Here is a 23,888-nt window from a genome sequence, read left to right on the forward strand (position 1 = left end):
CCTCCAAGGAGATACGAGAACCGTGACGGACATCGTCGACGAGCTGAAGTGGCGTGGGCTGTGGGCCCTGTCCACTGACGAGGACGCTTTGCGCAAGGCGCTCGCGGACGGTCCCGTCACGTTCTATTGCGGTTTCGACCCGACCGCGGCCAGCCTCCACGTCGGCCACCTGGTGCAGGTCCTCACCATGCGCCGGCTCCAGCAGGCGGGCCTGCGTCCGCTGGCCCTGGTGGGCGGGGCGACCGGCCAGATCGGCGATCCCCGCCCCACGGCCGAGCGCACCCTGAACGACCCGGAGACGGTCGCGAACTGGGTGACCCGGCTGCGCGGGCAGATCGAGCCGTTCCTGTCCTTCGAGGGCGAGAACGCCGCGGTCATGGTGAACAACCTGGACTGGACGGCCGGCCTGTCCGCCATCGAGTTCCTGCGGGACATCGGCAAACACTTCCGCGTCAACAAGATGCTCACCAAGGACTCGGTCGCCCGGCGCCTGGAGTCCCAGGAGGGCATCAGCTACACGGAGTTCAGCTACCAGCTGCTCCAGGGCATGGACTTCCTGGAGCTGTACCGTCGGTACGGCTGCACGCTCCAGCAGGGCGGCAGCGACCAGTGGGGCAACCTCACGGCGGGTCTCGACCTGATCCACAGGCTGGAGCCCGAGGCCGAGGCGCACTGCCTGGCGACGCCCCTGATGGTCAAGGCGGACGGCACCAAGTTCGGCAAGACCGAGGGCGGCGCCGTCTGGCTCGACCCGGAGATGACGACGCCGTACGCGTTCTACCAGTTCTGGCTGAACGTGGACGACCGGGACATCTCGACGTACCTGCGCATCCTGTCCTTCCGGTCCCGCGAGGAGCTGGAGGAGTTGGAGAAGCAGACCGAGGAGCGTCCGCAGGCCCGTGCCGGGCAGCGTGCGCTGGCCGAGGAGCTGACGACGCTGGTGCACGGCGCCGACCAGACGGCCGCCGTGATCGCCGCGTCGAAGGCGCTCTTCGGTCAGGGCGAGCTGGCGGAGCTCGACGAGAAGACGCTGGCCGCGGCCCTGTCCGAGGTACCGCACATCCAGGTCGCCGAGCTCGCTCCGGTGGTCGACCTGTTCGCCGAGGTCGGCCTGGTCGCCAGCAAGTCGGCCGCGCGTCGGACGGTCAAGGAGGGCGGTGCCTACGTGAACAACGCGAAGGTGGCCGCCGAGGACGCCGTCCCCGCCAAGGAGGACCTGCTGCACGAGCGCTGGCTGGTGCTGCGCCGGGGCAAGAAGAACCTGGCGGCGGTCGAGGTCACGGGAGTCTAGGCAGTACGACGACGCGACGTGACGGCGGGGACGGTCTTCCTGAGGGAAGGCCGCCCCCGCCGTCGTACCGCCGGCTGTCAGGTCCGCTCTTTGTCGCGGCCGAGCGTGGCCATGTACGCCATGTCGCCCAGGGCGACGATGACGACCGCGGCGACGAGCTGGAAGAGGTGCCGCCACCAGTCGATGCCGGACGTGGCGTCGACGCCCGCCGCACGGGCGATCGCGTTGCCGACGATCGCTCCGAGAATGCCGCAGATGGTGGTCAGCCAGAGAGGGCTGTGCTGCTTGCCGGGGATGATCGCCTTCGCGATCAGGCCGAGCACGAATCCCACGATGATCGCCCACAACCAGCCCATGGCTGCCTCCTCGTACGGCTCGACGTGAGCATTACGCCCAGTGTCGGCCCGACTGCGGTACGCCGCATGTCAGGTACCGCCGTACGCGATACGGCCGGAGCGGTTGGTCCTGTTTGGATGTGCCCCGGTCTCGTTGACGACGCAGCCGCGGCGTAACGTGGGGGCTGTGCGGGTTCTCCTCCTCGACCAGGGGCGGACCTGGTGTCGGGGCGGGGTGGGGCCGATGCGGGCGGATGGTGGAGTGCGATGCGGAAGCAGCATGGCGGCGGCGGCAACGCCCAGGTGTTTCGGATCACCGGAGCCCGGACGGGGCTCGAGGAGGACGTGCGGGGACGGCAGCGCCGGTATGTCATCTCGATGGCGATCCGTACGGTGTCGGTGATCCTCGCGGCCACTCTCTGGAACGTGGAACGGCACGTCGCGATCGTCGCGCTGGTGCTGGGAGCGGTCCTGCCGTACATCGCCGTGGTCGTCGCCAACGCGGGGCGGGAGAACGCGCCGTCGCTTCCGTCGACGTTCGTGAACGTGCCGACGCGGCCGATGATCACACCGCCGAGTGCCGATGAGGGGTTCCCGGAATCCGGCGAGGGACCCCCCGCGGAGGACGTCAAGGCCGACTCCGGGCAGGGTGTACGGAACGAGCCGCGCGACCGGGCGTGATCATGGCGCATCCCTGTCGGGTGCCTCCCAACCGGAAGTCAGCCCCCCACCAAGCTCAAGAAAAGCTCAGATCAATCACGTTGTTCCGGTGCCGGGCGACGGGTCTCCCGTGACATACTTCGTAGGCGCTCCGCATCCCCCGTCGGAGCGACAGACCGACGCCGGGCAGCTCCCCCCGTGGCTGCTCGGCGTCGCCTTTTCTCCGCACCGATCGGGTTAGGGTCGGGCTTGTGATGGTCCCTGATCCTGATGCGCCGATCTGTTCCGCCAAGGGCTGCCGTGCCGCCGCCCTGTGGGTGCTCGCCTGGAACAACCCGAAGATCCACCCGCCGGAGCGCCGCAAGACGTGGCTGGCGTGCGAGGAGCACCGGGAACATCTGTCGCAGTTCCTCGGAGTGCGGGGGTTCCTGAAGGACGTGGTGACGTTCGAGGACTGGACGGCGCGGGAGAGCTCCCAGGACGGGTCCTGGGACAAGCCCTAGCCGCCGATCGCCGACATCGGCCGGTCCGGCTGGACGAACGTCGGGTCGTCCAGGCCCGCGCCCGCCTTCTTGCCCCACATCGCGAGGCGCCAGATGCGGGCGATCTCCTCGTCGGGGGCGTCGGAGCGCAGGGCCGCGCGCAGGTCGGTCTCCTCGCGGGCGAAGAGGCAGGTGCGTATCTGGCCGTCGGCCGTGAGGCGGGTGCGGTCGCAGGCCGCGCAGAACGGGCGGGTGACGGACGCGATGACACCGACACGGTGCGGACCGCCGTCCACGATCCAGCGCTCGGCGGGGGCCGAACCGCGCTCGTCGGAGCCCTCCGCGGTCAGTTCGAAGCGGGTGCGCAGGGAGGCGAGGATGTCTCCCGCGGTGATCATGCCGTCGCGCTTCCAGCCGTGCTGGGCGTCCAGGGGCATCTGCTCGATGAAGCGCAGTTCGTAGTCGTGTTCCACCGCCCAGGCCAGGAGGTCGGGGGCCTCGTCCTCGTTGAGTCCCGGCATCAGGACCGAGTTGACCTTGACCGGGGTCAGGTCGGCGTCGCGGGCGGCTTCCAGGCCCGCGATGACGTCCTCGTGGCGGTTCCTGCGGGTGAGGGTCTTGAAGACGTCCGGCCGCAGTGTGTCCAGGGAGACGTTGACCCGGTCCAGGCCGGCCGCCTTCAGGGCGGACGCCGTGCGCTTGAGGCCGATGCCGTTGGTGGTGAGGGACATCTGGGGGCGCGGCTCCAGGGCGGCGACCCGCTCGACGATGCCGACCAGGCCCGGGCGAAGCAGCGGTTCGCCGCCGGTGAAGCGGACCTCCTCGATACCGAGGGTGGTGACGGCGATGTCGATCAGGCGGACGATCTCGTCGTCCGTGAGCAGGTCCGGCTTCGCCAGCCACTGCAGGCCCTCCTCGGGCATGCAGTAGGTGCAGCGCAGATTGCACCGGTCGGTCAGCGAGACCCTCAGATCGGTGGCCGCCCGGCCGTACGTGTCGATGAGCACGTGGGTCCCCTCCCTCGCGGATCACAGGTTTTCCGACACCTGCGAGCCTACGCGACGCCACTGACATCAACAGAGCCCGATCCCACGACGAACGAAGCGGCCGCGTCGTAGGGAGCTACGACGCGGCCGCTCAGGGGGCGGATCGGAGCCGGATCAGTGGGCGCCGGTTCCGGTGAGGGACCGGACCTCCAGCTCCGCGTACTTGGCGGCGTCCGGCTCCTCCTTGGACAGGATCGTGCCGAGCCAGCCCATCAGGAAGCCGAACGGGATCGAGATGATGCCCGGGTTCTTCAGCGGGAACCAGGCGAAGTCGACGTCGGGGAACATCGCCTTGGGGTCACCGGAGACAACCGGCGAGAACAGCACCAGGGCGACGGCCACGACCAGGCCGCCGTAGATCGACCACAGGGCGCCCTGGGTGGTGAACCGCTTCCAGAACAGGCTGTAGAGGATCGTCGGCAGGTTGGCGGAGGCCGCGACCGCGAAGGCCAGGGCGACCAGGCCGGCGACGTTCAGGTCGCGGGCGAGGGCGCCCAGGAGGATGGAGACGGCGCCGATGCCGATGGTCGCCAGCCGGGCCGCCCTCATCTCCTGCTTCTCGGTGGCCTGTCCCTTCTTGATGACGTTCGCGTAGATGTCGTGGGCGAACGACGAGGACGAGGCCAGGGTGAGGCCGGCGACCACGGCGAGGATCGTCGCGAAGGCCACCGCCGAGATCGTGGCGAGCAGGATCGCGCCCCAGGTCGAGTCGACGCCGCCGAGGTGGAGGGCGAGCAGGGGTGCCGCCGTGTTGCCGGACGGGTTGGACGCGATGATCTCGTCCTGGGAGATCAGCGCCGCGGCGCCGAAGCCGAGGGCGATGGTCATCAGGTAGAAGCCGCCGATGATGCCGATGGCCCAGTTCACGGACTTCCGGGCCGCCTTGGCGTTGGGCACCGTGTAGAAGCGGATCAGGATGTGCGGCAGGCCGGCGGTGCCGAGCACCAGGGCGATGCCGAGGGAGATGAAGTCCAGCTTGGTGGTGCCGTTCGCGCCGTACTGGAGACCGGGCTCGAGGAAGGCCGAGCCCTTGCCGCTGTTCTCGGCTGCCGTGCCCAGCAGGTCGGAGATGTTGAAGTTGAACTTCAGCAGCACCAGGAAGGTGATCAGGATGGTGCCGCCGATGAGCAGCACGGCCTTGACCATCTGGACCCAGGTGGTGCCCTTCATCCCGCCGATGGAGACGTACACGATCATCAGCACGCCGACGAGGGCGACGATGCCGATCTTGCCCGCGTCGGAGGTGATGCCGAGCAGCAGCGAGACGAGGACGCCCGCGCCCGCCATCTGGGCCAGCAGGTAGAAGATCGAGACGACGATCGTGGAGGTGCCGGCGGCGGTACGGACCGGGCGCTGGCGCATGCGGTACGCGAGCACGTCGCCCATGGTGTAGCGGCCGGAGTTGCGCAGCGGTTCCGCGACCAGGAGCAGGGCCACCAGCCAGGCGACCAGGAAGCCGATGGAGTAGAGGAAGCCGTCGTAGCCGAAGAGGGCGATGGCGCCCGCGATGCCGAGGAAGGACGCGGCCGACATGTAGTCGCCGGAGACCGCGAGGCCGTTCTGGAAGGCGCTGAACTGGCGGCCGCCGGCGTAGAAGTCGGCGGCGTCCTTGGTCTGGCGGCCCGCCCACACGGTGATGACGAGCGTCGCGAGGACGAACACCGCGAACAGGGAGATGATCAGTGGCCGGTGCTCGCTGGCCTCGCCGGCCGCCAGGGTGATCGCGAGGCTCATGCGCCGCCCTCCATTCGGGTCTTGATGGCCTCGGCCTTGGGGTCGAGCTTCGCGGCGGCGTGCCGCGAGTACCACCAGGCGATGAGGAACGTGGTGAGGAACTGGGCGAGGCCGAGGACGAGGGCCACGTTGATGTTGCCGAAGACCTTGGTGCCCATGAAGTCGCCCGCGTAGTTCGACAGCAGGACGTACAGCAGGTACCAGGCGATGAAGCCGATGGTCAGCGGGAAGGCGAAGGAGCGGTGGGAGCGGCGCAGTTCACCGAACTCCGCGCTCTCCTGCACCTCGGTGAACTCCTCGGGTGAGGGGAGTTTGTGTGTCTCTTTCGAGGGTGGCGGTGCGTCGGTGGCCACGGAGTCTCCTCGCGGTGCGGATGCGGTTGTGACGGGGATCGGGGGCGCGTGTCCTCGCGCTCCCTGCCCAAGGTCACGGCGGCGCGCAAGGACCGGTTCAACAACGAGGGCGTCTTTGTGAAGTCACCTCCAATAGTTATTGCTGGCCAGCGACTTCGGAAGATAGCTTCGGGACCGCACCACCCGTCATGTACCTGCCCGAGCACCACCTGTGCCTCGGGCCGGTTTTGTTTCCGGATGATGTGGAGACCCCATGCCTCATCTGCGTTCCAGACGCCGACTCGCCCTCGCCGTCCCCGTCGTGCTCTCGCTGACGGCCTCGCTCGGCTTCCTGCCCGCGGCGGCGTCGGCCGCGCCCCGTGCGGACAGCGCGGCCCGGGCGACGGACGCGCCCGACCTGGCGTATGTCGTCAACACCAGGCTGGACCGCGGCACGATCGCGTCGGTGAAGAAGGCCGTCCCGGCGGTCGGCGGCACCGTCGTGACCACCTACGAGAAGATCGGCGTGATCGTCGTCCACTCGTCGAACCCCGGCTTCGGCAAGGAGATCCGGGCCGTTCGCGGGGTGCAGTCGGCGGGTGCCACACGGACCACGCCGCTGACCGCGACGGGGACGACGGACGAGGGCGCGGCCCGGTTCCTGTCGAAGGAGCAGGCCGCGAAGGTGGCGAGCGCCTCCGCCCGCACACCGGACAGCGAGCCGCTCGAGGCCGACCAGTGGGACCTCCGCGCGATCGGCGCCGACAAGGCAGCGAAGATCAACCCGGGCAGCCGCAAGGTGACCGTCGCCGTGATCGACACCGGCGTCGACGACAGCCATCCCGACCTCGCCCCGAACTTCTCCGCCGGCCAGTCGGCCAACTGCGTCGGCGGCGTCGCGGACACCAGCGCGGGTGCCTGGCGCCCGTACACCGCGGAGGACTACCACGGAACGCATGTGGCCGGTGAGATCGCCGCGGCCCGCAACGGCATCGGCGTCGCCGGAGTCGCTCCCGGCGTCAAGGTCGCCGGCATCAAGGTCAGCGACCCGGACAACGGCCTCTTCTACCCCGAAAGCGTCGTGTGCGCCTTCGTGTTCGCCGCCGACCACGGCGTGGAGATCACGAACAACAGCTACTACGTTGATCCTTGGATGTACAACTGCATGGACGATCCGGATCAGAAGGCGATCGTCGACGCGGTCAACAGGGCGCAGCTGTACGCCCAGAAGAAGGGCACGCTCAACCTGGCGTCCGCGGGCAACTCCAACCACGACCTGGACTCCGACGCGATCGTCGACGACACCAGCCCCGACGACTCCACGCCGGTCGCGCGCACCATCGACCCGCACGAGTGCTTCGACGTGCCGACGCAGTTGCCCGGTGTCGTCACGGTCAGCGCGACGGGCGTCCAGAACCTCAAGTCGTACTACTCCTCGTACGGCAAGGGCGTAGTGGACATCGCGGCGCCGGGCGGCGACCGGCGCTACCAGCTCCCGGACACGCCCTCCAAGGACGGCCGCATCCTGTCGACGATGCCGAACGGCGAGTACGCCTTCCTTCAGGGCACGTCGATGGCCTCGCCGCACGCCGCCGGTGTCGCCGCGCTGCTGAAGTCGAAGTACCCGCACGCCACCCCGGCCGTGCTGCAGGCTCTGCTCAAGGCGCAGGCGGACAACCCCGGTTGCCCGGCCTCGTACGACCAGGACGGCGACGGAACGCAGGACGCGGTGTGCGAGGGCGGCAAGCGCGTCAACGGCTTCTACGGGTACGGCATCGTCAACGCGCTACGCGCGGTGAAGTGAAGTAGCCGCCTTTCCCATGGCATCCCTCTCCCCCGACGTCCAGGACATCCCTTTCCCCGGACCTCCCTTTCCCCGGGACGTCCCCGCCGCTTCGGACTTCCCGCACGGCTCGCTCGTACCGCCAACGAACTGGAGACCCTGACACCATGACCGCGCCTCACCCGCGATACCGCCGAGCGCTCACCGTCCCGCTCGGAATGGCCATGGCCACGGCGGTGGCGTTCCTGCCCAACACCGCGGCCGCGGCCGATGTGCCCGGCACCGTCGCCGATGTCACCGGCGCCGTGAACGACGTCCTCGCGTCGGCCACGGCCGCGGACGCGTCCGCGCTCAGCTACGTCGTCAACGTCCGCCCCGGGCACGGTCCTTCCGCGCAGGTGAAGAAGGCCATCACCGAGGCCGGCGGCACGATCGTGACGTCGTACGACCAGATCGGCGTGATCGTCGTCCACTCGTCGAACCCGGACTTCGCCAAGACGGTCCGCAAGGTGCGGGGGGTCGACTCGGCCGGCAACACGCGCAACGCGCCGCTGCCCGCGCAGTCGACGACCGACCTGGGGACGCCGAAGGCGCTCAGTGCGACGGCGGTCGCCGCCGCCGAGGCCAAGTCGGCCGCCGGGCAGGACCCGCTGGAGTCCCAGCAGTGGGACCTGGCGGCGATCAAGGCGGACAAGGCGCACGAGAAGTCGCTGGGCAGCCGCAAGGTGACGGTCGGCGTGATCGACACCGGTGTCGACGACACCCACCCCGACATCGCGCCGAACTTCGACCGGGCCGCCTCCGTCAACTGTGTGACGGGCAAGCCGGACACGACCGACGGGGCGTGGCGGCCGAGCTCGGCGGAGAGCCCGCACGGCACGCACGTGGCCGGTGAGATCGCGGCCGCGAAGAACGGCGTCGGCATGACGGGCGTGGCGCCCGGGGTGAAGGTCTCCGGCATCAAGGTGTCGACCACCGCCGGCTACTTCTACACGGAGGCCGTGGTGTGCGGCTTCATGTGGGCGGCCACGCACGGTGTCGACGTCACCAACAACAGCTATTACACCGACCCCTGGTACTTCAACTGCACGGACGACCCGGACCAGAAGGCGCTCGTGGACGCCGTCTCGCGAGCCTCGCGGTACGCGGAGAAGAAGGGCACCGTCAACGTCGCCGCGGCCGGCAACGAGAACTACGACCTCGCGGCCGACGAGATAACCGACCCGTCCTCGCCGAACGACGGCACGCCCTCGGACCGGGTGGTCGACCCGTCGAAGTGCCTTGACATACCGACCCAGTTGCCGGGTGTGGTGACGGTCGCGGCGACCGGCGCGAAGGGCCTCAAGTCGTCCTTCTCCAACCACGGTCTGGGGATCATCGACGTCGCCGCTCCCGGTGGCGACTCGACGGCCTACCAGAAGCCGGAGGCGCCCGCGACGGACGGCAGGATCCTGGGCACGCTGCCCGGCGGCAAGTGGGGCTACATGGCCGGTACGTCGATGGCGAGCCCGCATGTGGCGGCCGTCGCCGCGTTGATCAAGTCGACGCACCCGCACGCCTCGCCCGCCCTGGTGAAGGCCCTGCTGTACGCCGAGGCCGACGCGACGCCGTGCACGAAGCCGTACGACATCAACGGCGACGGCAAGGTCGACGCGGTGTGCGAGGGCTCGAAGAACCGCAACAGCTTCTACGGCTGGGGTGTGGTGGACGCACTGGACGCGGTGACCAGGTAGGTCCATATATTGATTGGGTCAATACTGCATAGTGCAGTCATGACTGCAATCAAGTCCGCCTGGTCCGCGGTGGGCGGCGACCCCGCCCGCCTCTCCCGCGTGTCGACCGTGGAGCGGGAAGGCTCTCTCCAAGGGCGCCTTCCCGTACGGGAGTTGGCGCGGGCCTGCGTGGGCGCCTGCGCGCTGGCCGCGGCGGAACTCGGGGCCCGGCGGGCCGGGCTCCCGGCGGTGCCGCGGGTGCGGGTGGACGACGGAGCCGTCGCGACCGCGTTCGTCAGTGAGCGGCATCTGCTGGTGGACGGGCGGGCGCCGGTCACCTTCGCGCCGCTGTCCCGGTTCTGGCGGACGGCGGACGGGTGGGTGCGCACGCACGCGAACTATCCGCACCACCGGGAGCGACTGCTGACAGCACTGGGGCTGCCCGAAGAGCCGTCTGCGGTGAAGTCGGCACTGGCCGAGCGGTCCGCCCTGGAGGTCGAGGAGACCGTGTACGCGGCCGGCGGCCTGGCCGTCGCGCAGCGCACGCCCGAGGAGTGGGCCGCGCACGCACAGCGGGCCGCGGTGGCCGCCAGGCCGCTGGTGGAGCGCGGGCGTACGGACTCCGCGCACGCGCGCGTGCTCGCTCCCCTGGACGCCGGCACCGGCGCTCCCCTGCTGCCCGCCGCCGGCCTGCGCGTCCTGGACTTGACCCGGGTCATCGCGGGTCCGGTCGCCACCCGCACCCTGGCCCTGCTGGGCGCGGACGTGCTGCGCGTGGACGCCCCGCGACTGCCCGAGCTCCCCGACCAGCACGCCGACACCGGGTTCGGGAAGCGGTCGACCACCCTCGGCCTCGCGGCCGACCGACACACCTTCGAGGAACTGCTCGCGACGGCGGACGTGGTCGTCACCGGGTACCGGCCGGGCGCCCTGGACCGGTTCGGCCTGTCGGCCCAGGCTCTCGCCGAGCGACGGCCCGGGGTGGTCGTGGCGCAGTTGTCGGCGTGGGGCGGATACGGGCCGTGGGCCGGGCGGCGCGGATTCGACAGTCTGGTGCAGGTGGCCACCGGGATCGCCGCGATCGAGGGGTCGGTCGAGCGGCCGGGTGCGCTGCCGGCCCAGGCGCTGGACCACGGGACGGGGTACCTGCTGGCGGCGGCCGTGCTGCGGGCGGTGACCGAGCAGTCGTACGACGGTGGCAGCCGCTTCGTACGAGTGGCGCTGGCGCGCACGGCCGAGTGGCTGCTGCGCGACATCGGGCAGGACCGCGCGGAAGGTACCGCGGTCGGTACGGCGTACGACGGGCCGGGGCCGTGGCTGGCCGAGTCGGACAGCACGCTCGGGCGGCTGCGGTACGCGCGCTCGCCGGTCTCCTTCACGGGCGGGCCGGCCGACTGGACGCGGACGCCGGGGCCCTGGGGGTCGGACGCGGCCCGCTGGACCTGAGCCGCGGGTCGGCCTGCGCCGTACTCGCCGCAGGACTCACGCCCAACTCGCGGGCGGAATACCGTATCCCCAGGTATTTTCCGGCACCTGCCCCGTCCGGGGCGGGGTGATGAGCGCCGCGCGGGTCGCCGTGAGGCAGTGGGCCAGGGACGAAGGGTCAGACTCCCGCCGCCCCCAGCAGCGCGCCCGCCGCGTAGGTCACCCCCATCGCCAGCGCGCCGCCCGCGACGTTGCGCAGCATCGCCCGCCCCGGCCTCGCGGCCCCCAGCCGGGCGCTGCTCCAGCCGGTCAGGGTGAGCGCGGCGAGGACCGACACCACCGTGACCGGCACCCGCCAGTCCGCTGGCGGCAGGACGATCGCCAGCAGCGGCAGCAGCGCCCCGACCGTGAACGCGAGGAAGCTCGCCCACGCCGCGTGCCACGGGTTGGTGAGGTCGTCCGGGTCGATGCCGAGCTCCACGCGCGCGTGCGCCCGCAGCGCGTCCCGTTCGGTCAACTGGACGGCGGCCTCCCGGGCCACCTCACGGGTGAGCCCCCGTTCCGCCAGCAGCTGGGTCAGCTCCTGCAGCTCGGCCTCGGGCTGCTCGCGCAACTCCCGCCTCTCCAGCGCCAGGGCGGCCTTCTCCGAGTCGCGCTGGGTGGAGACGGACACGTACTCCCCCGCCGCCATCGACATGGAACCGGCCAGCAGACCCGCAAGGCCGGCCGTGAACAGCGTGGAGCGGTCCGCCGTGGCGCCGGCCACGCCGACCACGAGGCCGGCGGTGGAGACGATGCCGTCGTTCGCGCCCAGGACCGCCGCCCGCAGCCAGTTGAGGCGCGCGCCGAGCGCTCCGCCGTGGGCCTCGTCATGAGTGGGTTCGGTCACACCCGGAGGATCGCACTCCCGGCGTCGGCCGTCCCACACCGACGCGGATCCGCGTCGAGGGCCCGCGCCGCGTGCCTCGAGCGGGTCCGGAGCGGGGTGGCGCGCGGGTGCGCCCGGGGACGAACCCTCCACCGTGCAAAGGGACTTCGGGGCGCTACGGCCCGACCGCCCCGTCGAGTCTCGAACAGGCGGGCGCCGCCCGGGACCTGACGGACGGGTACGGGACGGCGCTGTCAGTCGTGGCCCGTATCCTCAGTGACCATGCTCGAAGACCGCACGACCGCAGCGTCCTCCGCCACGGAGTGGCCGGCCGCGTATCCGAAGGGATACGCGGTCGTTGACGTGGAGACCACCGGCCTTGCCCGCCACGACCGGATCATCTCCGCGGCCGTCTACCGCCTGGACGCGCGCGGCGAGGTCGAGGACCACTGGTACACCCTGGTCAACCCGGAGCGTGACCCGGGCCCGGTGTGGATCCACGGTCTGACGAACGACGTGCTGGAAGGCGCGCCCCTCTTCACGGACATCGCCGAGGAGTTCTCGAGCCGCCTCGACGGCCGGGTACTCGTCGCGCACAACGCGGTCTTCGACTGGCAGATGATCGCCCGGGAGTACGCGCGCGCGGAGCGCGAGGCTCCGGTGCGGCAGCGGCTGTGCACCATCGCGCTGTCCAAGGAGCTGGGCCTGCCCCTGCCCAATCACAAGCTGGAGACCCTCGCGGCGCACTTCGGCGTCGTACAGCAGCGTGCGCACCACGCGCTGGACGACGCGCGGGTGCTGGCGGAGGCGTTCCGGCCGAGCCTCAGGGCCGCCGCCACCGGCGGGGTACGCCTGCCCCTGCACGAGTGCCGGCCGCTGACCGAGTGGTCGGACGTACCGGCGCCCCGGATCGGGCAGCAGGCGGGCCCGGGGGGCTACGGCAGCTACCGGCAGACCAGCTGGCGCCCCGCCCGCAAGAGGCCCGCCTGCCCCTATCCCAACCCGGGCCGCTACGAAGACGGCAAACCGCTCAAGCAGGGCATGCGGATCGCCTTCTCCGGAGACACGTCCATCGAGCGCGACCTCCTGGAGGACCGCGCGACCGAGGCCGGCCTGCATGTCGCCACCAGCATCTCCAGGCTGACCAGCCTGCTCGTCACCAACGACCCGGACTCCGGCACCTCGAAGGTGGTCAAGGCCCGGCAGTTCGGCACCCCGGTCGTCGACGAGGCGGCGTTCGGGCAGCTGCTCAGGGATGTCGAGCCGGCCACGGCGCCGTGACCGTACGGACGGGTGATTGCCGGGCGACTCGCCCGCCGTCGCCTCGCTCCCACGGCACCGACGGCCCACCCTGTGGCGCATGGCGACATGTGAAGTCTGCGGCAACAACTACGGAATGACCTTCGAGGTGCACGCGCAGGGCGCGGTGCACGTCTTCGACTGCTTCTCCTGCGCGATCCACCGCATGGCTCCCCTCTGCGAGCACTGCCGGGTGCAGATCATCGGCCAGGGCGTCGAGGTCGAGGGCCACTGGTACTGCGGCGCCCACTGCGCCCGCGCGGAGGGAAAGGCGGGCATCGTCGACAAGGTCTGACACCGGACGGTACGAAGCGGCCCCCACCGCGATGCACCCCACGACCGAGTTGTACGGTCGTGGGGTGTACCGCTTCCTTCTGTCCCGGCAGTGGGTGATCCTCACGCTGGTCGCCCTCCTCCTCATCCCCACGATGATCAGGCTGGGCATCTGGCAGATGCACCGCTACGAGGAGCGCACGGCCCGCAACCAGCTGGTCTCGAACGCACTGTCCGCCGAGCCGGTACCGGTGGAGAAGCTGACCTCGCCCGGACACGTCATCACCACCGACGAGCGCTACCACAACGTGACCGCGAAGGGCCGTTTCGACACCGATGACGAGGTCGTCGTGCGCCGCCGCACCAACTCCGACGACGAGGTCGGCTACCACGTCCTGACCCCGTTCGTCCTCGACGACGGCAAGGTCCTGCTGGTCAACCGGGGCTGGATCCCCGCCGACGGACCGAGCCAGACCGCGTTCCCCAAGATCCCCGCACCGGCCCGCGGGGAGACCACCGTCACCGGGCGGCTGATGCCCGACGAGACGACCGCGGCGAGCGGCATCAAGAACGTCAAAGGACTGCCCGACCGGCAGATCATGCTGATCAACAGCGCGCAGGAGGCCCGCCGCCTCGGCGCGGAGGTGCTCGGCGGCTACATCGCGCAGACGGCTCCGGAGCCGAAGGGCGACGTCCCGGAGCTGGTCGGCAGGCCCGGCAACGAGGACGCGGCACTGAACTACGCCTACGCCATCCAGTGGTGGCTGTTCGCCGCGGGCGTCCCGGTCGGCTGGGTGGTCCTGGTCCGGCGCGAGCTGCGCGACCGGCGAGAGGCGGCGGCCGAGGAGCAGGCCACGGAGGAGACGGAACCGGCGGCGGTGTAGTCGCCTTCACGACTGGTCGGTGTAGTCGCCCGCGCGACCCGGCGGCGTAGTCGCCCGCGCGCCCCACCCCCATCACCACTCCACCCGCCACCACCCGCCCCACACGTCATGTCACCCGCCCGGTCCCGCCCCGGATTGGTGCGCCCGGGGGACGGGAACCCGCACTGCGTGCACCCCCGCATCGAGGACTACGCCATCATCGGCGACGAACAGACGGCCGCCCTGGTCGGCCTGGACGGTTCTGTCGACTGGCTCTGTCTGCCCCGCTTCGACTCGGCCGCCTGCTTCGCCAGGCTCCTCGGCGACGAGGACAACGGCCACTGGCGGATCGCTCCCAAGGGCAGCACAGGCCGCTGCGCCCGGCGCGCCTACCGCCCCGACACCCTTGTCCTCGACACCGAGTGGGAGACCGACCAGGGCAACGTGCGGGTCACCGACCTGATGCCGCAGCGGGAGCGCGCCCCCGACCTCGTACGCGTCGTGGAAGGTCTCAGCGGCCGGGTCACCGTGCGCAGCACCCTGCGGCTGCGCTTCGACTACGGCACGGTCATGCCGTGGGTGCGCCGGTCGGACGGCCATCGGGTGGCCGTCGCGGGGCCCGACTCGGCGTGGCTGCGCAGCGAACCGGAGGTGCACACCTGGGGCGAGGACTTCGGCACGCACTCCGAGTTCACGGTCGCCGAGGGCGAGAAGGTGGCGTTCGTCCTCACCTGGCATCCCTCGCACGAGCCGCGCCCCCCGCTCGTCGATCCGTACGAGGCGCTGGAGAGCAGCGTCGCCGACTGGCGGGCGTGGGCGTCCCGCTGCCGCTACGACGGCCCGTACCGGGACGCCGTGGTCCGCTCGCTGATCACCCTCAAGGCCCTCACCTACGCGCCGACCGGCGGCATCGTGGCCGCGGCGACCACCTCGCTGCCCGAGGAGGTCAGCGGGGTGCGCAACTGGGACTACCGCTACTGCTGGCTGCGGGACTCCACCCTCACCCTGGGCGTCCTGCTGTCCTGCGGCTACCACGAGGAGGCCGAGGCCTGGCGGAACTGGCTGCTGCGCGCGGTCGCCGGCGATCCGGCGGACCTGCAGATCATGTACGGCCTGGCGGGTGAGCGGCGGCTGCCCGAGTTCGAGCTGCCGTATCTGTCCGGCTTCGCCGGCTCCAGGCCCGTCAGGATCGGGAACGGAGCCGTCGACCAGCTCCAGCTGGACGTGTACGGCGAGGTCATGGACTCGCTGTCGCTGGCGCGGGCGGCCGACCTGCCCGCCACCAGCGACATGTGGGCACTGCAGCGCGCCCTGATGACGTTCCTGGGGTCGGCCTGGCGGCAACCGGACGAGGGGCTGTGGGAGGTGCGCGGGGGCCGCCGCCAGTTCGTCCACTCGAAGGTGATGGTGTGGGTGGCCGCCGACCGTGCCGTGCGCGCCCTGGAGTCGAACCCGGAGCTGCACGGCGATCTCGACGACTGGCGCGCGATGCGCGACGAGGTGCACCGGGAGGTGTGCGAGAAGGGCTTCGACCCGGAGCGGAACACCTTCACCCAGTCCTACGGCTCGCGCGAACTCGACGCGGCGCTGCTGCTGATCCCGCGCGTCGGCTTCCTGCCGCCCGACGACCCGCGCGTGATCGGCACCATCGACGCGATCCGCGAGGACCTGGGCCACGGCGGCTTCCTGCGCCGTTACAGCGTCGGGGAGAACGGTGTCGACGGGCTGCCGGGAGACGAGGGCACGTTCCTGGCGTGCTCGTTCTGGCTGGCGGACGCCCTGCACATGACGGGCCGCACGAAGGAGGCCCGGGAGCTGTTCGAACGACTGGTCGGGCTCGGCAACGACGTGGGCCTGCTGTCCGAGGAGTACGACCCCGTGGCGGGCGTCCAGCTCGGCAACGTTCCGCAGGCGTTCAGCCACATCGGCCTGGTCAACACCGCCCTCGCCCTGTTCGGGGGCGAAGGGGCAGGATAGGGGCCATGGATCTTGGACTGAAGGACCGGGTGTACGTCGTCACCGGAGCCACCCGCGGTCTCGGCAACGCCGCCGCGCGCGAACTCGTCGCCGACGGGGCGAAGGTGGTCGTCACGGGGCGGGAGGAGAAGGGTGTCGCCGAGGCGGCCGCCGCGCTGGGGCCGAACGCGGTGGGGGTCGTCGCGGACAACGCCGAGCCGGCGGCCGCGGAGCGGCTGATCGCGGCGGCGCGGGAGCACTTCGGCGGGTTCGACGGTGTTCTCGTCAGCGTCGGAGGGCCGGCGCCGGGGTTCGTCGCCGACAACACGGACGAGCAGTGGCAGACGGCGTTCGAGTCGGTGTTCCTGGGGGCGGTGCGGCTCGCGCGGGCGGCTGCGGCCGAGCTGGAGGCCGGTGGTGTCATCGGGTTCGTGCTGTCCGGGTCGGTGCACGAGCCGATTCCCGGGCTGACGATCTCCAACGGGCTGCGGCCGGGGCTGGCCGGCTTCGCGAAGTCACTGGCCGACGAGCTGGGGCCGCGGAACATCCGGGTGGTGGGCCTGCTGCCGGCTCGTATCGACACGGACCGGGTGCGTGAGCTGGACGGGTTGTCCGCGGATCCGGAGGCCACCCGGGCGGCCAACGAGTCGCGGATTCCGTTGCGGCGGTACGGGAGGCCCGAGGAGTTCGGGCGGACGGCCGCGTTCCTGCTGTCGCCGGCGGCCTCCTACCTGACGGGCGTCATGGTGCCGGTGGACGGCGGCATGCGGCACGGGTTCTGAGCGGAACGGCGGGTCAACCGACCCTTTCCGGGCGGTGCTTGACCCCGCTGAGCCGGACCTCCGTCGGCAGTGACGCCAGGCCCGCCGAGTTCCGGGCGCGGGTGAGCGCGCCCTCGGTGAAGTCGTGCAGGGCCGTTCCCGGATCCACGTGCGGTTCCAGTTGCAGCCGTACGCGGGCCTCGGGGGCGGTCGGGCGGCCGGTGAGGTGCGTGTGGGCGCGCGCCACGCCTTCCAACTCACCCGCCTGGCCTGCCAGTACGCCCTCCAGTGCGCGACCCCGCAGCAGCGCGCCCGCACCGTCGCCGGTGTCCACGAGAACCTGGGTGAGACGGCGTCGGCGCAGTACCGCCGTCAGCCACCACAGAGCGAGCAGGACGAGGACGGCGAGCACCGCCAGGACGGTCGGCCACCACCAGTCGGACTCCCGCCAGCGCGTCCGCTCGGCGTCGGAGAGCAGCACGTCATGTCGGCTGTCGTGGATCCACCAGGAGGGGGCCGAGACGCCCAGTCCGATGGCGAGCACGGAGCCGCCGAGGACGACCAGGACAAGGCCGACGACTCCGAGCAGTACGCGGTTGACGATCCTGAGCACCGCCCTCACCCCTTCCGTCCGGGTCGTGCCACATGCACCGACAGCGCGGGCGGGCGGGCCGCTCCCAGTCCACGGATCGCCTCGGTGAGCGTGGCGTCCAGGTCGGCGCGTACGTCGTCCAGCTCACGGAAGTGGGAGACCGCGCGGACGTCGGCCCGGGCGCGTTTCACCCGCACCCGTGCCGACTGCACGCCGGCGACCTCCATGGCCCGGTCGCGGAGCACCATCGCCGCCGCATCGCGGTGCAGTCCCGCGCGGACGTCGGTGTGGGGGCGCCGCATCGGGAGCACGGCACGCAGGCCGGGGGTGACCGCCAGCACGATCAGCCACAGGCCGAGGGCGGCGGCGACGCCCGCGCCGACGAGCACCCAGATGTCGTCCAGGGGACGCTCGGCGAGCTGCTCGGCGAGGTTCCGGCGCCAGGCCATGGCGTCCCGGCCGGCCCGTACGGCGGCGACGTCGTACAGGAAGGCGCCCGCGACGACCAGGAGCAGCAGCGCCACGATCCCCGCCGGGACGCGGCGCGCCGACCAGAAGCGGCCGCTACCGCGCGCCTCGTCCGTCTCGGCGGCCGGTACGGGTGGAGCCTCGTACTCCCCGCCGGTATCGGCCGGCTTCTCGATGACCGGCAGTCGTTGTGTGGTGCCCTCGGAACTCTGGGGCTCGCTCATCGCGTCCTCCCCTGTGCCGTGCCGTACGCCGTCGCCGGGTGCAGCCGCTCCACCTGAACGGCGACCTCCGGCACTTCCATGCCCACCAACGCGCCTACCCGCTCGACGACGTGTCGACGCACCGAACCGCATCGGGCGCCGATGTCGCAGGGATAGTCGAGTTCCAGGTGCACGCGGACCCGCGCGGCCCCGTGGTGGACGACGACGGAGGCGTGCGGGGGCGAGGCGGCGTCGGGCAGTTCGCCGAGGACCTCTCGCGCCGCCTGTCCGGCGACCTTCGCGACGACCCGGTCGGCGATCCGGGTCGCACCCCGCTCCCCCGGCGGAACGACGTCCGGAGGTTTTCGGAGCTCACCGGCCCCACCGGTCACGGACGTCATCTGGGCCGGTCGCGGCGGTCGTCACGGGTACGGAAGAAATCGCCGAGGTCCAGGTCCCCCTCCAGGAACCGGCCGACGACGAATCCGATGGCGCCCAGGGCGGCGACCAGCACGAAGGCGCCGAACCCGCCGAAGTATCCGGCGAAGCCCAGCGCCATGCCGGCGATCATGCCGACCACGGCCATGCTCATGGCGACTCCGTTTCGATTGTCGGTCGTCGGTGCGTCACTGGAGTCGGGTCTCCGGCTCCTCGTCCTCTTCCTCCGGCAGCTTCACGTCACTCACCGCGATGTTGACCTCGACGACCTCAAGACTGGTCATCCGTTCCACCGCCGCGATGACGTTCTCGCGTACCGCCTTGGCCACGTCCGCGATCGATACGCCGTAGTCGACGACGATCTCCAGGTCGAGCGCGGTCTGCACCTCGCCGACCTCGACCTTCACCCCGCGTGTCGCGGCCTTGGACCCGCCGGGCACCCGGTCCCGTACGGCACCGAAGGTGCGGCTCAGTCCGCTGCCCATCGCGTGCACGCCGAGGACGTCCCGGGCTGCGAGCCCGGCGATCTTCTCCACCACTCCGTCGGCGATGGAGGTCCGGCCCCGATTGGCCGGGTCCCCGCCGCCTCGCCGCACGGTCTTGCGGGTCTGTACCGGCGTCTCGCCCTCGGAGGTCTGCGTCCGGTTCGGCTCCGTGATGTCACTCATCGCCGTACGTCCCTTCCGATCGTCCTTTGACCACCGTAAGTGGGGTTGCGCGATCGCGCGCCAGGGATGCGGCAGGCTGGGGCAATGACAGTGGACCGGTGGACGCAGACCGTACGGCATCAGCTGGGGCTGGGCAGGTTGCTGCCCTTGGGGGACGCGCGGGACGGCGCGTGGATCTCGGAGGCGGCGGCCGACGCGGTGCTACGGCGCGCGGCCGAGAGCATGAGGGACGTGCGGCTGGGCGCCGTGCGGATCGGGCTCGCGGACCCGGAGGTCGGTCACGAGTCCGCCGTACCGCCGCCGCCCAGCGCCCTGCCGCCGGGCCCGCTGCGGGCCACGGCCGAGTTCGCCGCCACGGCGAACGAACCGCTGCCGACCGTCGGAGCGCGGCTGCGGGCGGTGCTGGTGGCCGCGGCGGAGGGACTCGGTCTGGCGGTGGCGGAGGTGGACCTGCGGGTGACGGATCTGATCGATGCGGCGGACGACGAGCCGGAGCCTCTTCCCGTACCGCCGGAGCCTGCCCCCGCCGTGTCGAGCGGGGACGACGACGAGGGCCACGCGGCCGACGCGGCCCTGTCCGTTCCGGGCGTGGCCCATCTCACCGGCACGCTGGGGCGCCCGGTGCACGTCGAGGAACGGCCGAGGGAGACGGCCGCCGCCCTGCCTCGCCGCCATGTCCGTGTGGAACTGGCGGTTCGCGCGGACCACCACCGGGCACTGGACGTGGCCCGGGAGGTCCGCGCGAGGGTGGGGCAGGCGTTGCCGGATCACCCGACGGTGGCGGTGCTGGTGACCACGGTCCGGTGAGGACAGGGGCCGTCGAGGGGTGTACTCGCCGACGCGGGCGGAAGGATCGGTGGCTGTCGAAGGACCGGTGGCCTTCGAAGGGCTATTCGCCCACGCCGGCCAGGTCCCGCAGCCGTCGGGCCTGCGCGGCCCGCTCCGCGGTGCGCTGCTCCTCGTAGTCCCGGTCCGATGCCCCGCGCAGCAGTGCCTTCGTCTCGATCACCGCGTCCCTGGGGGCGGCGAGGATCGCCGAGGCGAGGTCCCGTACCGCTTCCGCCAGTTGGTCCGCGGGCACGGCGACATTCGCCAGGCCCGTGCTCACGGCCTCCTCGGCGTGCACGAACCGCCCGGTCGCGCAGATCTCCAGCGCGCGGGCATAGCCGACCAGTCCCACCAGCGGATGCGTACCGGTCAGGTCCGGCACGAGGCCGAGGCTGGTCTCGCGCATGGCGAACTGCACGTCGTCCGCGACGACGCGCAGGTCACAGGCGAGCGCGAGCTGGAAGCCCGCCCCGATGGCATGCCCCTGCACCGCGGCGATGGACACGATGTCGCTCCGTCGCCACCAGGTGAAACCTTCCTGGTACTCGGCGATGGTCGCGTCCAGCTCGGCGTCACCACCCCGTGCGAGGTCGACGAACGACGGCTCGCCGTCGAAGCCCTCGGGCGTGAACGCCTGCCGGTCGAGTCCGGCGGAGAAGGACTTGCCCTCGGCACGCAGCACAACGACACGGACCGACCCCGGCAAGAGCCGCCCGGCTTCGGCCAACGCCCGCCACAGAGCGGGGCTTTGGGCGTTGCGCTTGGCCGGGTTGGTCAGCGTCACCGTCGCGATCGCGTCGTCGACGGTGAGCTGTACGCCGTCCTTGTCGAATGCGGGAACGTCGGGAACGACGTCCTGATCGGGCGAAGCCATGCGGCACCTCCGGTGAGTGCGGTCAACAGAGCGATGCTAAGTGACTGCACAGTAACCACCCGGTCGGTCAACCGACCGACCGGGTGGCCACCATCGAAGCCGATGGGCCGCCCGGGTTCAGGACGACGCGGCCTTCTTGCCCCGCGTCGCCCCGCCACGCCCACGGAGCGTGACGCCCGATTCGCTGAGCATCCGGTGTACGAAGCCATACGAGCGGCCGGTTTCCTCGGCCAGTGCCCGAATGCTCGCACCGGAGTCGTACTTCTTCTTCAGGTCTGCCGCGAGCTTGTCGCGCGCGGCGCCGGTTACCCGGCTGCCCTTCTTCAGAGTCTCGGCCACCCGGTCCTCCTCATGGGAAGTGCGCTCTGGTCTCCTCATGATCACCCCTCCGGCGCTTCATGGCCACCCATTCGGCAAGGTCCGTGAGACATGGTTTTGACGACAGGAGCACGTCCCCACATACGGAAGCCGCGATTCCAGGACTTGGCGTTCGTACCGCCGAACGGGTTCTTTCACGAAGTGCCAGGTCACAGACGTGCGACGGCCGAGCCCTTGTCGATAAAGGACTCGGCCGGGAAATCGGTGTAGGACACACTTCGGTACGAGGAGATCTCACACAGATGATGGATCACGGATCGGCCGAATGATCCATACGCAGTGGATCACGCCTTCGATCAAGCGTGCCGACCGTCAGGCGAGGGCGACGAGGTCCGCGTAGTCGGCACCCCAGAGGTCCTCGACACCGTCGGGCAGCAGGATGATCCGCTCCGGCTGGAGCGCCTCGACGGCGCCCTCGTCGTGGGTGACCAGCACGACCGCGCCCTTGTAGGTGCGCAGCGCGCCGAGGATCTCCTCACGGCTGGCCGGGTCGAGGTTGTTCGTCGGCTCGTCCAGCAGCAGCACGTTCGCCGACGACACCACGAGGGTCGCCAGCGCCAGACGGGTCTTCTCACCGCCGGAGAGGACCCCGGCCGGCTTGTCGACGTCGTCGCCGGAGAACAGGAACGAGCCGAGCGTCTTGCGGACCGCGACGAGGTCCAGGTCGGGGGCGGCGGAGCGCATGTTCTCCAGGACCGTCCGCTCCGGGTCCAGGGTCTCGTGCTCCTGGGCGTAGTAGCCGAGCTTGAGGCCGTGGCCCTCGATGACCTGTCCGGTGTCGGGCTTCTCGGCGCCACCGAGGAGCCGGAGCAGGGTCGTCTTGCCCGCGCCGTTCAGGCCCAGGATGACGACGCGGGAGCCCTTGTCGATGGCCAGGTCGACGTCGGTGAAGATCTCCAGCGAGCCGTACGACTTGGACAGTCCCTCGGCCATCAGCGGGGTCTTGCCGCACGGGGACGGCTCCGGGAAGCGCAGCTTGGCGACCTTGTCGGACTTCCGCTCGGCCTCGAGACCGGCGAGCAGCTTGTCGGCGCGGCGGGCCATGTTCTGCGCGGCGACGGTCTTGGTGGCCTTGGCGCGCATCTTGTCGGCCTGCGAGTGGAGGGCGGATGCCTTCTTCTCGGCGTTCTGCCGCTCGCGCTTGCGCCGCTTCTCGTCCGCCTCGCGCTGCTGCTGGTAGAGCCTCCAGCCCATGTTGTAGACGTCGATCTGGGAGCGGTTGGCATCCAGGTAGAAGACCTTGTTGACGACCGTCTCGACCAGGTCCACGTCGTGGGAGATCACGATGAAGCCGCCGCGGTAGGTCTTGAGGTAGTCGCGCAGCCAGACGATCGAGTCGGCGTCCAGGTGGTTCGTCGGCTCGTCGAGCAGCAGCGTGTCCGCGTCGGAGAAGAGGATCCGGGCCAGTTCGATACGACGGCGCTGACCGCCGGAGAGCGTGTGCAGCGGCTGGCCGAGCACCCGGTCGGGCAGGTTGAGCGCGGCGGCGATGGTGGCGGCCTCGGCCTCGGCGGCGTACCCGCCCTTGGTGAGGAACTCCGTCTCCTGGCGCTCGTACTGCCTCAGCGCCTTCTCGCGGGTGGCGCCCTGGCCGACCGCGATGCGCTGCTCGTTCTCGCGCATCTTGCGGATCAGCACGTCGAGGCCGCGCGCGGACAGGACGCGGTCACGGGCGAGGATGTCGAGGTCGCCGGTGCGGGGGTCCTGGGGGAGGTAGCCGACCTCGCCGGAGCGGGTGATGGTGCCGGCGGCGGGGGTGCCCTCGCCGGCCAGGCACTTGGTGAGGGTGGTCTTGCCGGCGCCGTTGCGGCCGACCAGGCCGATGCGGTCGCCCTTGGCGACACGGAAGGTGGCGGACTCGATGAGGACGCGCGCACCGGCGCGCAACTCGATACCGGAGGCGGAGATCACGGACAGACTCCAGGGCGGATGGGGGCAGGATGGGCGGCTGAGGACGTTCCCGCCGTCTAATGCGCGAGGAGAATGGCCATGAGGCCAGTCTAACGGGGTCGTGCAACCACTTTTTCTGCGTTCAGGTGTTCGAGCGACGTACTCGGGCGGGCCGTCGCGTCCTCGGCGGTGGGACGTCGCCGCCTTTGGTGAGGCGTCGTCAGTGCTCTCGTGAGGCGTTGTCAGTGGTCGCTGCGAGACTGGACAGCGGACGGAATTTCCGACATGTGGTCACAAGGGAGTGATCGGGATGGCAGGTACGAGCGGCGGGCGTCCGAGCATCTACCCGACCCTGCTCTACGCGGACGCGAAAGCGGCGATCCGGCAGCTGACGGAGGCCCTGGGCTTCACCGAACTGTCGGTGTACGAGGGCGAGGACGGCTCGGTGCTGCACGCCGAGCTGGCGCAGGGCAACGGCGCGGTCATGGTCGGCTCGAAGGGCCGCGGCGGCCTCTTCGACGCGGCGATGAAGGACTCGGGCACCACAGGGGTCTACGTCGTCGTGGACGACGTGGACGCACACCACCGGCGTGCCGTGGACCACGGCACGGAGATCATCATGCCCCCGACGGACCAGGACTACGGCTCACGGGACTACATGGCCCGGGACGTCGAGGGCAATGTGTGGAGCTTCGGCACGTACGCGCCCGACACAGGAGGCTGACGGCC

The 23,888-nt window shown here is 70.8% G+C and carries 26 protein-coding genes; 13 read left to right on the forward strand and 13 right to left on the reverse strand.

All coding sequences use genetic code 11. The features are described 5' to 3' along the window. Nucleotides 1–22: 22 nt before the first annotated feature. A complete protein-coding gene (tyrS, locus tag OHA64_RS10855) occupies nucleotides 23–1,291 on the forward strand; it encodes a tyrosine--tRNA ligase (protein WP_405611508.1) in 1,269 nt (422 codons plus the stop codon). Nucleotides 1,292–1,368: 77 nt separating this feature from the next. Here the strand turns inward: tyrS and OHA64_RS10860 are convergent, their stop codons facing one another. Continuing rightward, nucleotides 1,369–1,647, reverse strand: coding sequence for a GlsB/YeaQ/YmgE family stress response membrane protein (locus OHA64_RS10860; RefSeq protein ID WP_405611511.1), 279 nt, complete (start codon nucleotides 1,645–1,647; stop codon nucleotides 1,369–1,371). Nucleotides 1,648–1,893: 246 nt separating this feature from the next. Here OHA64_RS10860 and OHA64_RS10865 point away from each other — a divergent pair, with 246 nt between their 5' ends. Both OHA64_RS10865 and OHA64_RS10870 read left to right on the forward strand, forming a co-directional pair. Then, the gene (locus OHA64_RS10865) at nucleotides 1,894–2,307 is read left to right on the forward strand and encodes a DUF3099 domain-containing protein (RefSeq protein WP_405611514.1); all 414 of its coding nucleotides are present in this window, start codon (nucleotides 1,894–1,896) and stop codon (nucleotides 2,305–2,307) included. Nucleotides 2,308–2,540: 233 nt separating this feature from the next. After that, nucleotides 2,541–2,789, forward strand: a complete 249-nt coding sequence (locus OHA64_RS10870) for a hypothetical protein (RefSeq protein WP_405611517.1) — start codon at nucleotides 2,541–2,543, stop codon at nucleotides 2,787–2,789. Here the strand turns inward: OHA64_RS10870 and moaA are convergent. The 3 genes from moaA to OHA64_RS10885 all read right to left on the reverse strand — a co-directional run bounded on the left by moaA (nucleotide 2,786) and on the right by OHA64_RS10885 (nucleotide 5,901). After that, nucleotides 2,786–3,775: a GTP 3',8-cyclase MoaA gene (gene moaA, locus OHA64_RS10875; protein ID WP_405611520.1), complete on the reverse strand. Its 990-nt coding sequence runs from the start codon at nucleotides 3,773–3,775 to the stop codon at nucleotides 2,786–2,788. The two genes, OHA64_RS10870 and moaA, sit on opposite strands and share 4 nt — an antisense overlap. A 153-nt stretch (nucleotides 3,776–3,928) precedes the next feature. After that, nucleotides 3,929–5,548, reverse strand: coding sequence for a cation acetate symporter (locus tag OHA64_RS10880; RefSeq protein ID WP_405611523.1), 1,620 nt, complete (start codon nucleotides 5,546–5,548; stop codon nucleotides 3,929–3,931). Further along, nucleotides 5,545–5,901 carry a DUF485 domain-containing protein gene (locus OHA64_RS10885; RefSeq protein ID WP_405611526.1) on the reverse strand — a complete coding sequence of 119 codons (357 nt, stop codon included), beginning with the start codon at nucleotides 5,899–5,901 and terminating at the stop codon, nucleotides 5,545–5,547. The genes OHA64_RS10880 and OHA64_RS10885 overlap by 4 nt, the downstream gene beginning before the upstream one ends. Nucleotides 5,902–6,154: 253 nt before the next feature. Here OHA64_RS10885 and OHA64_RS10890 point away from each other — a divergent pair, with 253 nt between their 5' ends. From OHA64_RS10890 to OHA64_RS10900, 3 genes are all read left to right on the forward strand, one after another. Continuing rightward, nucleotides 6,155–7,684 (forward strand): S8 family peptidase, encoded by a 1,530-nt coding sequence (locus OHA64_RS10890; protein WP_405611529.1) that lies wholly within the window; start codon nucleotides 6,155–6,157, stop codon nucleotides 7,682–7,684. A 146-nt stretch (nucleotides 7,685–7,830) separates the two neighbouring features. After that, complete coding sequence (locus OHA64_RS10895; RefSeq protein WP_405611532.1) at nucleotides 7,831–9,396, forward strand: S8 family peptidase; 1,566 nt, start codon at nucleotides 7,831–7,833, stop codon at nucleotides 9,394–9,396. Nucleotides 9,397–9,435: 39 nt separating this feature from the next. Next, a complete protein-coding gene (locus tag OHA64_RS10900) occupies nucleotides 9,436–10,821 on the forward strand; it encodes a CoA transferase (protein ID WP_405611535.1) in 1,386 nt (461 codons plus the stop codon). Between the two features lie 157 nt (nucleotides 10,822–10,978). On the opposite strand, the gene OHA64_RS10905 is transcribed toward OHA64_RS10900, so the two are convergent. Continuing rightward, the gene (locus OHA64_RS10905) at nucleotides 10,979–11,689 is read right to left on the reverse strand and encodes a VIT family protein (protein ID WP_405611538.1); all 711 of its coding nucleotides are present in this window, start codon (nucleotides 11,687–11,689) and stop codon (nucleotides 10,979–10,981) included. Between the two features lie 261 nt (nucleotides 11,690–11,950). Here OHA64_RS10905 and OHA64_RS10910 point away from each other — a divergent pair, with 261 nt between their 5' ends. The 5 genes from OHA64_RS10910 to OHA64_RS10930 all read left to right on the forward strand — a co-directional run bounded on the left by OHA64_RS10910 (nucleotide 11,951) and on the right by OHA64_RS10930 (nucleotide 16,841). Continuing rightward, a complete protein-coding gene (locus tag OHA64_RS10910) occupies nucleotides 11,951–12,949 on the forward strand; it encodes a DEDDh family exonuclease (protein WP_405611541.1) in 999 nt (332 codons plus the stop codon). A 79-nt stretch (nucleotides 12,950–13,028) separates the two neighbouring features. Further along, complete coding sequence (locus tag OHA64_RS10915) at nucleotides 13,029–13,262, forward strand: hypothetical protein (RefSeq protein WP_389158348.1); 234 nt, start codon at nucleotides 13,029–13,031, stop codon at nucleotides 13,260–13,262. A 64-nt stretch (nucleotides 13,263–13,326) separates the two neighbouring features. Next, the gene (locus OHA64_RS10920) at nucleotides 13,327–14,124 is read left to right on the forward strand and encodes an SURF1 family protein (RefSeq protein ID WP_405611544.1); all 798 of its coding nucleotides are present in this window, start codon (nucleotides 13,327–13,329) and stop codon (nucleotides 14,122–14,124) included. 168 nt (nucleotides 14,125–14,292) lie between these two features. Then, nucleotides 14,293–16,080 carry a glycoside hydrolase family 15 protein gene (locus OHA64_RS10925; protein ID WP_405611547.1) on the forward strand — a complete coding sequence of 596 codons (1,788 nt, stop codon included), beginning with the start codon at nucleotides 14,293–14,295 and terminating at the stop codon, nucleotides 16,078–16,080. A 5-nt stretch (nucleotides 16,081–16,085) separates the two neighbouring features. Beyond that, nucleotides 16,086–16,841 (forward strand): SDR family oxidoreductase, encoded by a 756-nt coding sequence (locus tag OHA64_RS10930; protein WP_405611550.1) that lies wholly within the window; start codon nucleotides 16,086–16,088, stop codon nucleotides 16,839–16,841. A gap of 13 nt (nucleotides 16,842–16,854) precedes the next feature. Here OHA64_RS10930 and amaP read toward each other — a convergent pair whose 3' ends face one another. From amaP to OHA64_RS10955, 5 genes are read right to left on the reverse strand one after another with little or no spacing between them, the layout of a single operon-like run. Further along, complete coding sequence (gene amaP / locus OHA64_RS10935; protein WP_405611553.1) at nucleotides 16,855–17,433, reverse strand: alkaline shock response membrane anchor protein AmaP; 579 nt, start codon at nucleotides 17,431–17,433, stop codon at nucleotides 16,855–16,857. 5 nt (nucleotides 17,434–17,438) lie between these two features. Further along, nucleotides 17,439–18,104 (reverse strand): DUF6286 domain-containing protein, encoded by a 666-nt coding sequence (locus tag OHA64_RS10940; protein WP_405611556.1) that lies wholly within the window; start codon nucleotides 18,102–18,104, stop codon nucleotides 17,439–17,441. After that, nucleotides 18,101–18,484, reverse strand: coding sequence for an Asp23/Gls24 family envelope stress response protein (locus tag OHA64_RS10945; protein ID WP_405611559.1), 384 nt, complete (start codon nucleotides 18,482–18,484; stop codon nucleotides 18,101–18,103). The genes OHA64_RS10940 and OHA64_RS10945 overlap by 4 nt, the downstream gene beginning before the upstream one ends. Beyond that, the gene (locus OHA64_RS10950) at nucleotides 18,481–18,675 is read right to left on the reverse strand and encodes a hypothetical protein (RefSeq protein WP_405611562.1); all 195 of its coding nucleotides are present in this window, start codon (nucleotides 18,673–18,675) and stop codon (nucleotides 18,481–18,483) included. Before OHA64_RS10950 ends, OHA64_RS10945 begins: the two co-directional genes overlap by 4 nt. A gap of 34 nt (nucleotides 18,676–18,709) precedes the next feature. Continuing rightward, nucleotides 18,710–19,189 carry an Asp23/Gls24 family envelope stress response protein gene (locus OHA64_RS10955; RefSeq protein ID WP_405611565.1) on the reverse strand — a complete coding sequence of 160 codons (480 nt, stop codon included), beginning with the start codon at nucleotides 19,187–19,189 and terminating at the stop codon, nucleotides 18,710–18,712. Between the two features lie 84 nt (nucleotides 19,190–19,273). On the opposite strand from OHA64_RS10955, the gene OHA64_RS10960 reads away from it, so the two are divergent. Continuing rightward, a complete protein-coding gene (locus OHA64_RS10960; RefSeq protein ID WP_405611568.1) occupies nucleotides 19,274–19,996 on the forward strand; it encodes a nucleopolyhedrovirus P10 family protein in 723 nt (240 codons plus the stop codon). Between the two features lie 82 nt (nucleotides 19,997–20,078). Here OHA64_RS10960 and OHA64_RS10965 read toward each other — a convergent pair whose 3' ends face one another. The 3 genes from OHA64_RS10965 to OHA64_RS10975 form a co-directional block, all read right to left on the reverse strand. Beyond that, entirely contained in the window at nucleotides 20,079–20,891 is an 813-nt protein-coding gene (locus OHA64_RS10965; RefSeq protein WP_405611571.1) for an enoyl-CoA hydratase/isomerase family protein, read from the reverse strand. A 117-nt stretch (nucleotides 20,892–21,008) separates the two neighbouring features. Continuing rightward, nucleotides 21,009–21,230 (reverse strand): helix-turn-helix domain-containing protein, encoded by a 222-nt coding sequence (locus OHA64_RS10970; protein WP_004002281.1) that lies wholly within the window; start codon nucleotides 21,228–21,230, stop codon nucleotides 21,009–21,011. A 351-nt stretch (nucleotides 21,231–21,581) separates the two neighbouring features. Continuing rightward, nucleotides 21,582–23,180 (reverse strand): ABC-F family ATP-binding cassette domain-containing protein, encoded by a 1,599-nt coding sequence (locus OHA64_RS10975; RefSeq protein ID WP_405611574.1) that lies wholly within the window; start codon nucleotides 23,178–23,180, stop codon nucleotides 21,582–21,584. Nucleotides 23,181–23,469: 289 nt separating this feature from the next. Here OHA64_RS10975 and OHA64_RS10980 point away from each other — a divergent pair, with 289 nt between their 5' ends. After that, on the forward strand, nucleotides 23,470–23,883 hold the full coding sequence (locus OHA64_RS10980; protein ID WP_405611577.1) for a VOC family protein: 414 nt from the start codon (nucleotides 23,470–23,472) through the stop codon (nucleotides 23,881–23,883). Nucleotides 23,884–23,888 lie beyond the last annotated feature (5 nt).

Origin of the sequence: Streptomyces sp. NBC_00076 (genome assembly GCF_045041235.1) — a bacterium.
In the GTDB taxonomy this organism is placed as follows: Bacteria; Actinomycetota; Actinomycetes; order Streptomycetales; family Streptomycetaceae; genus Streptomyces.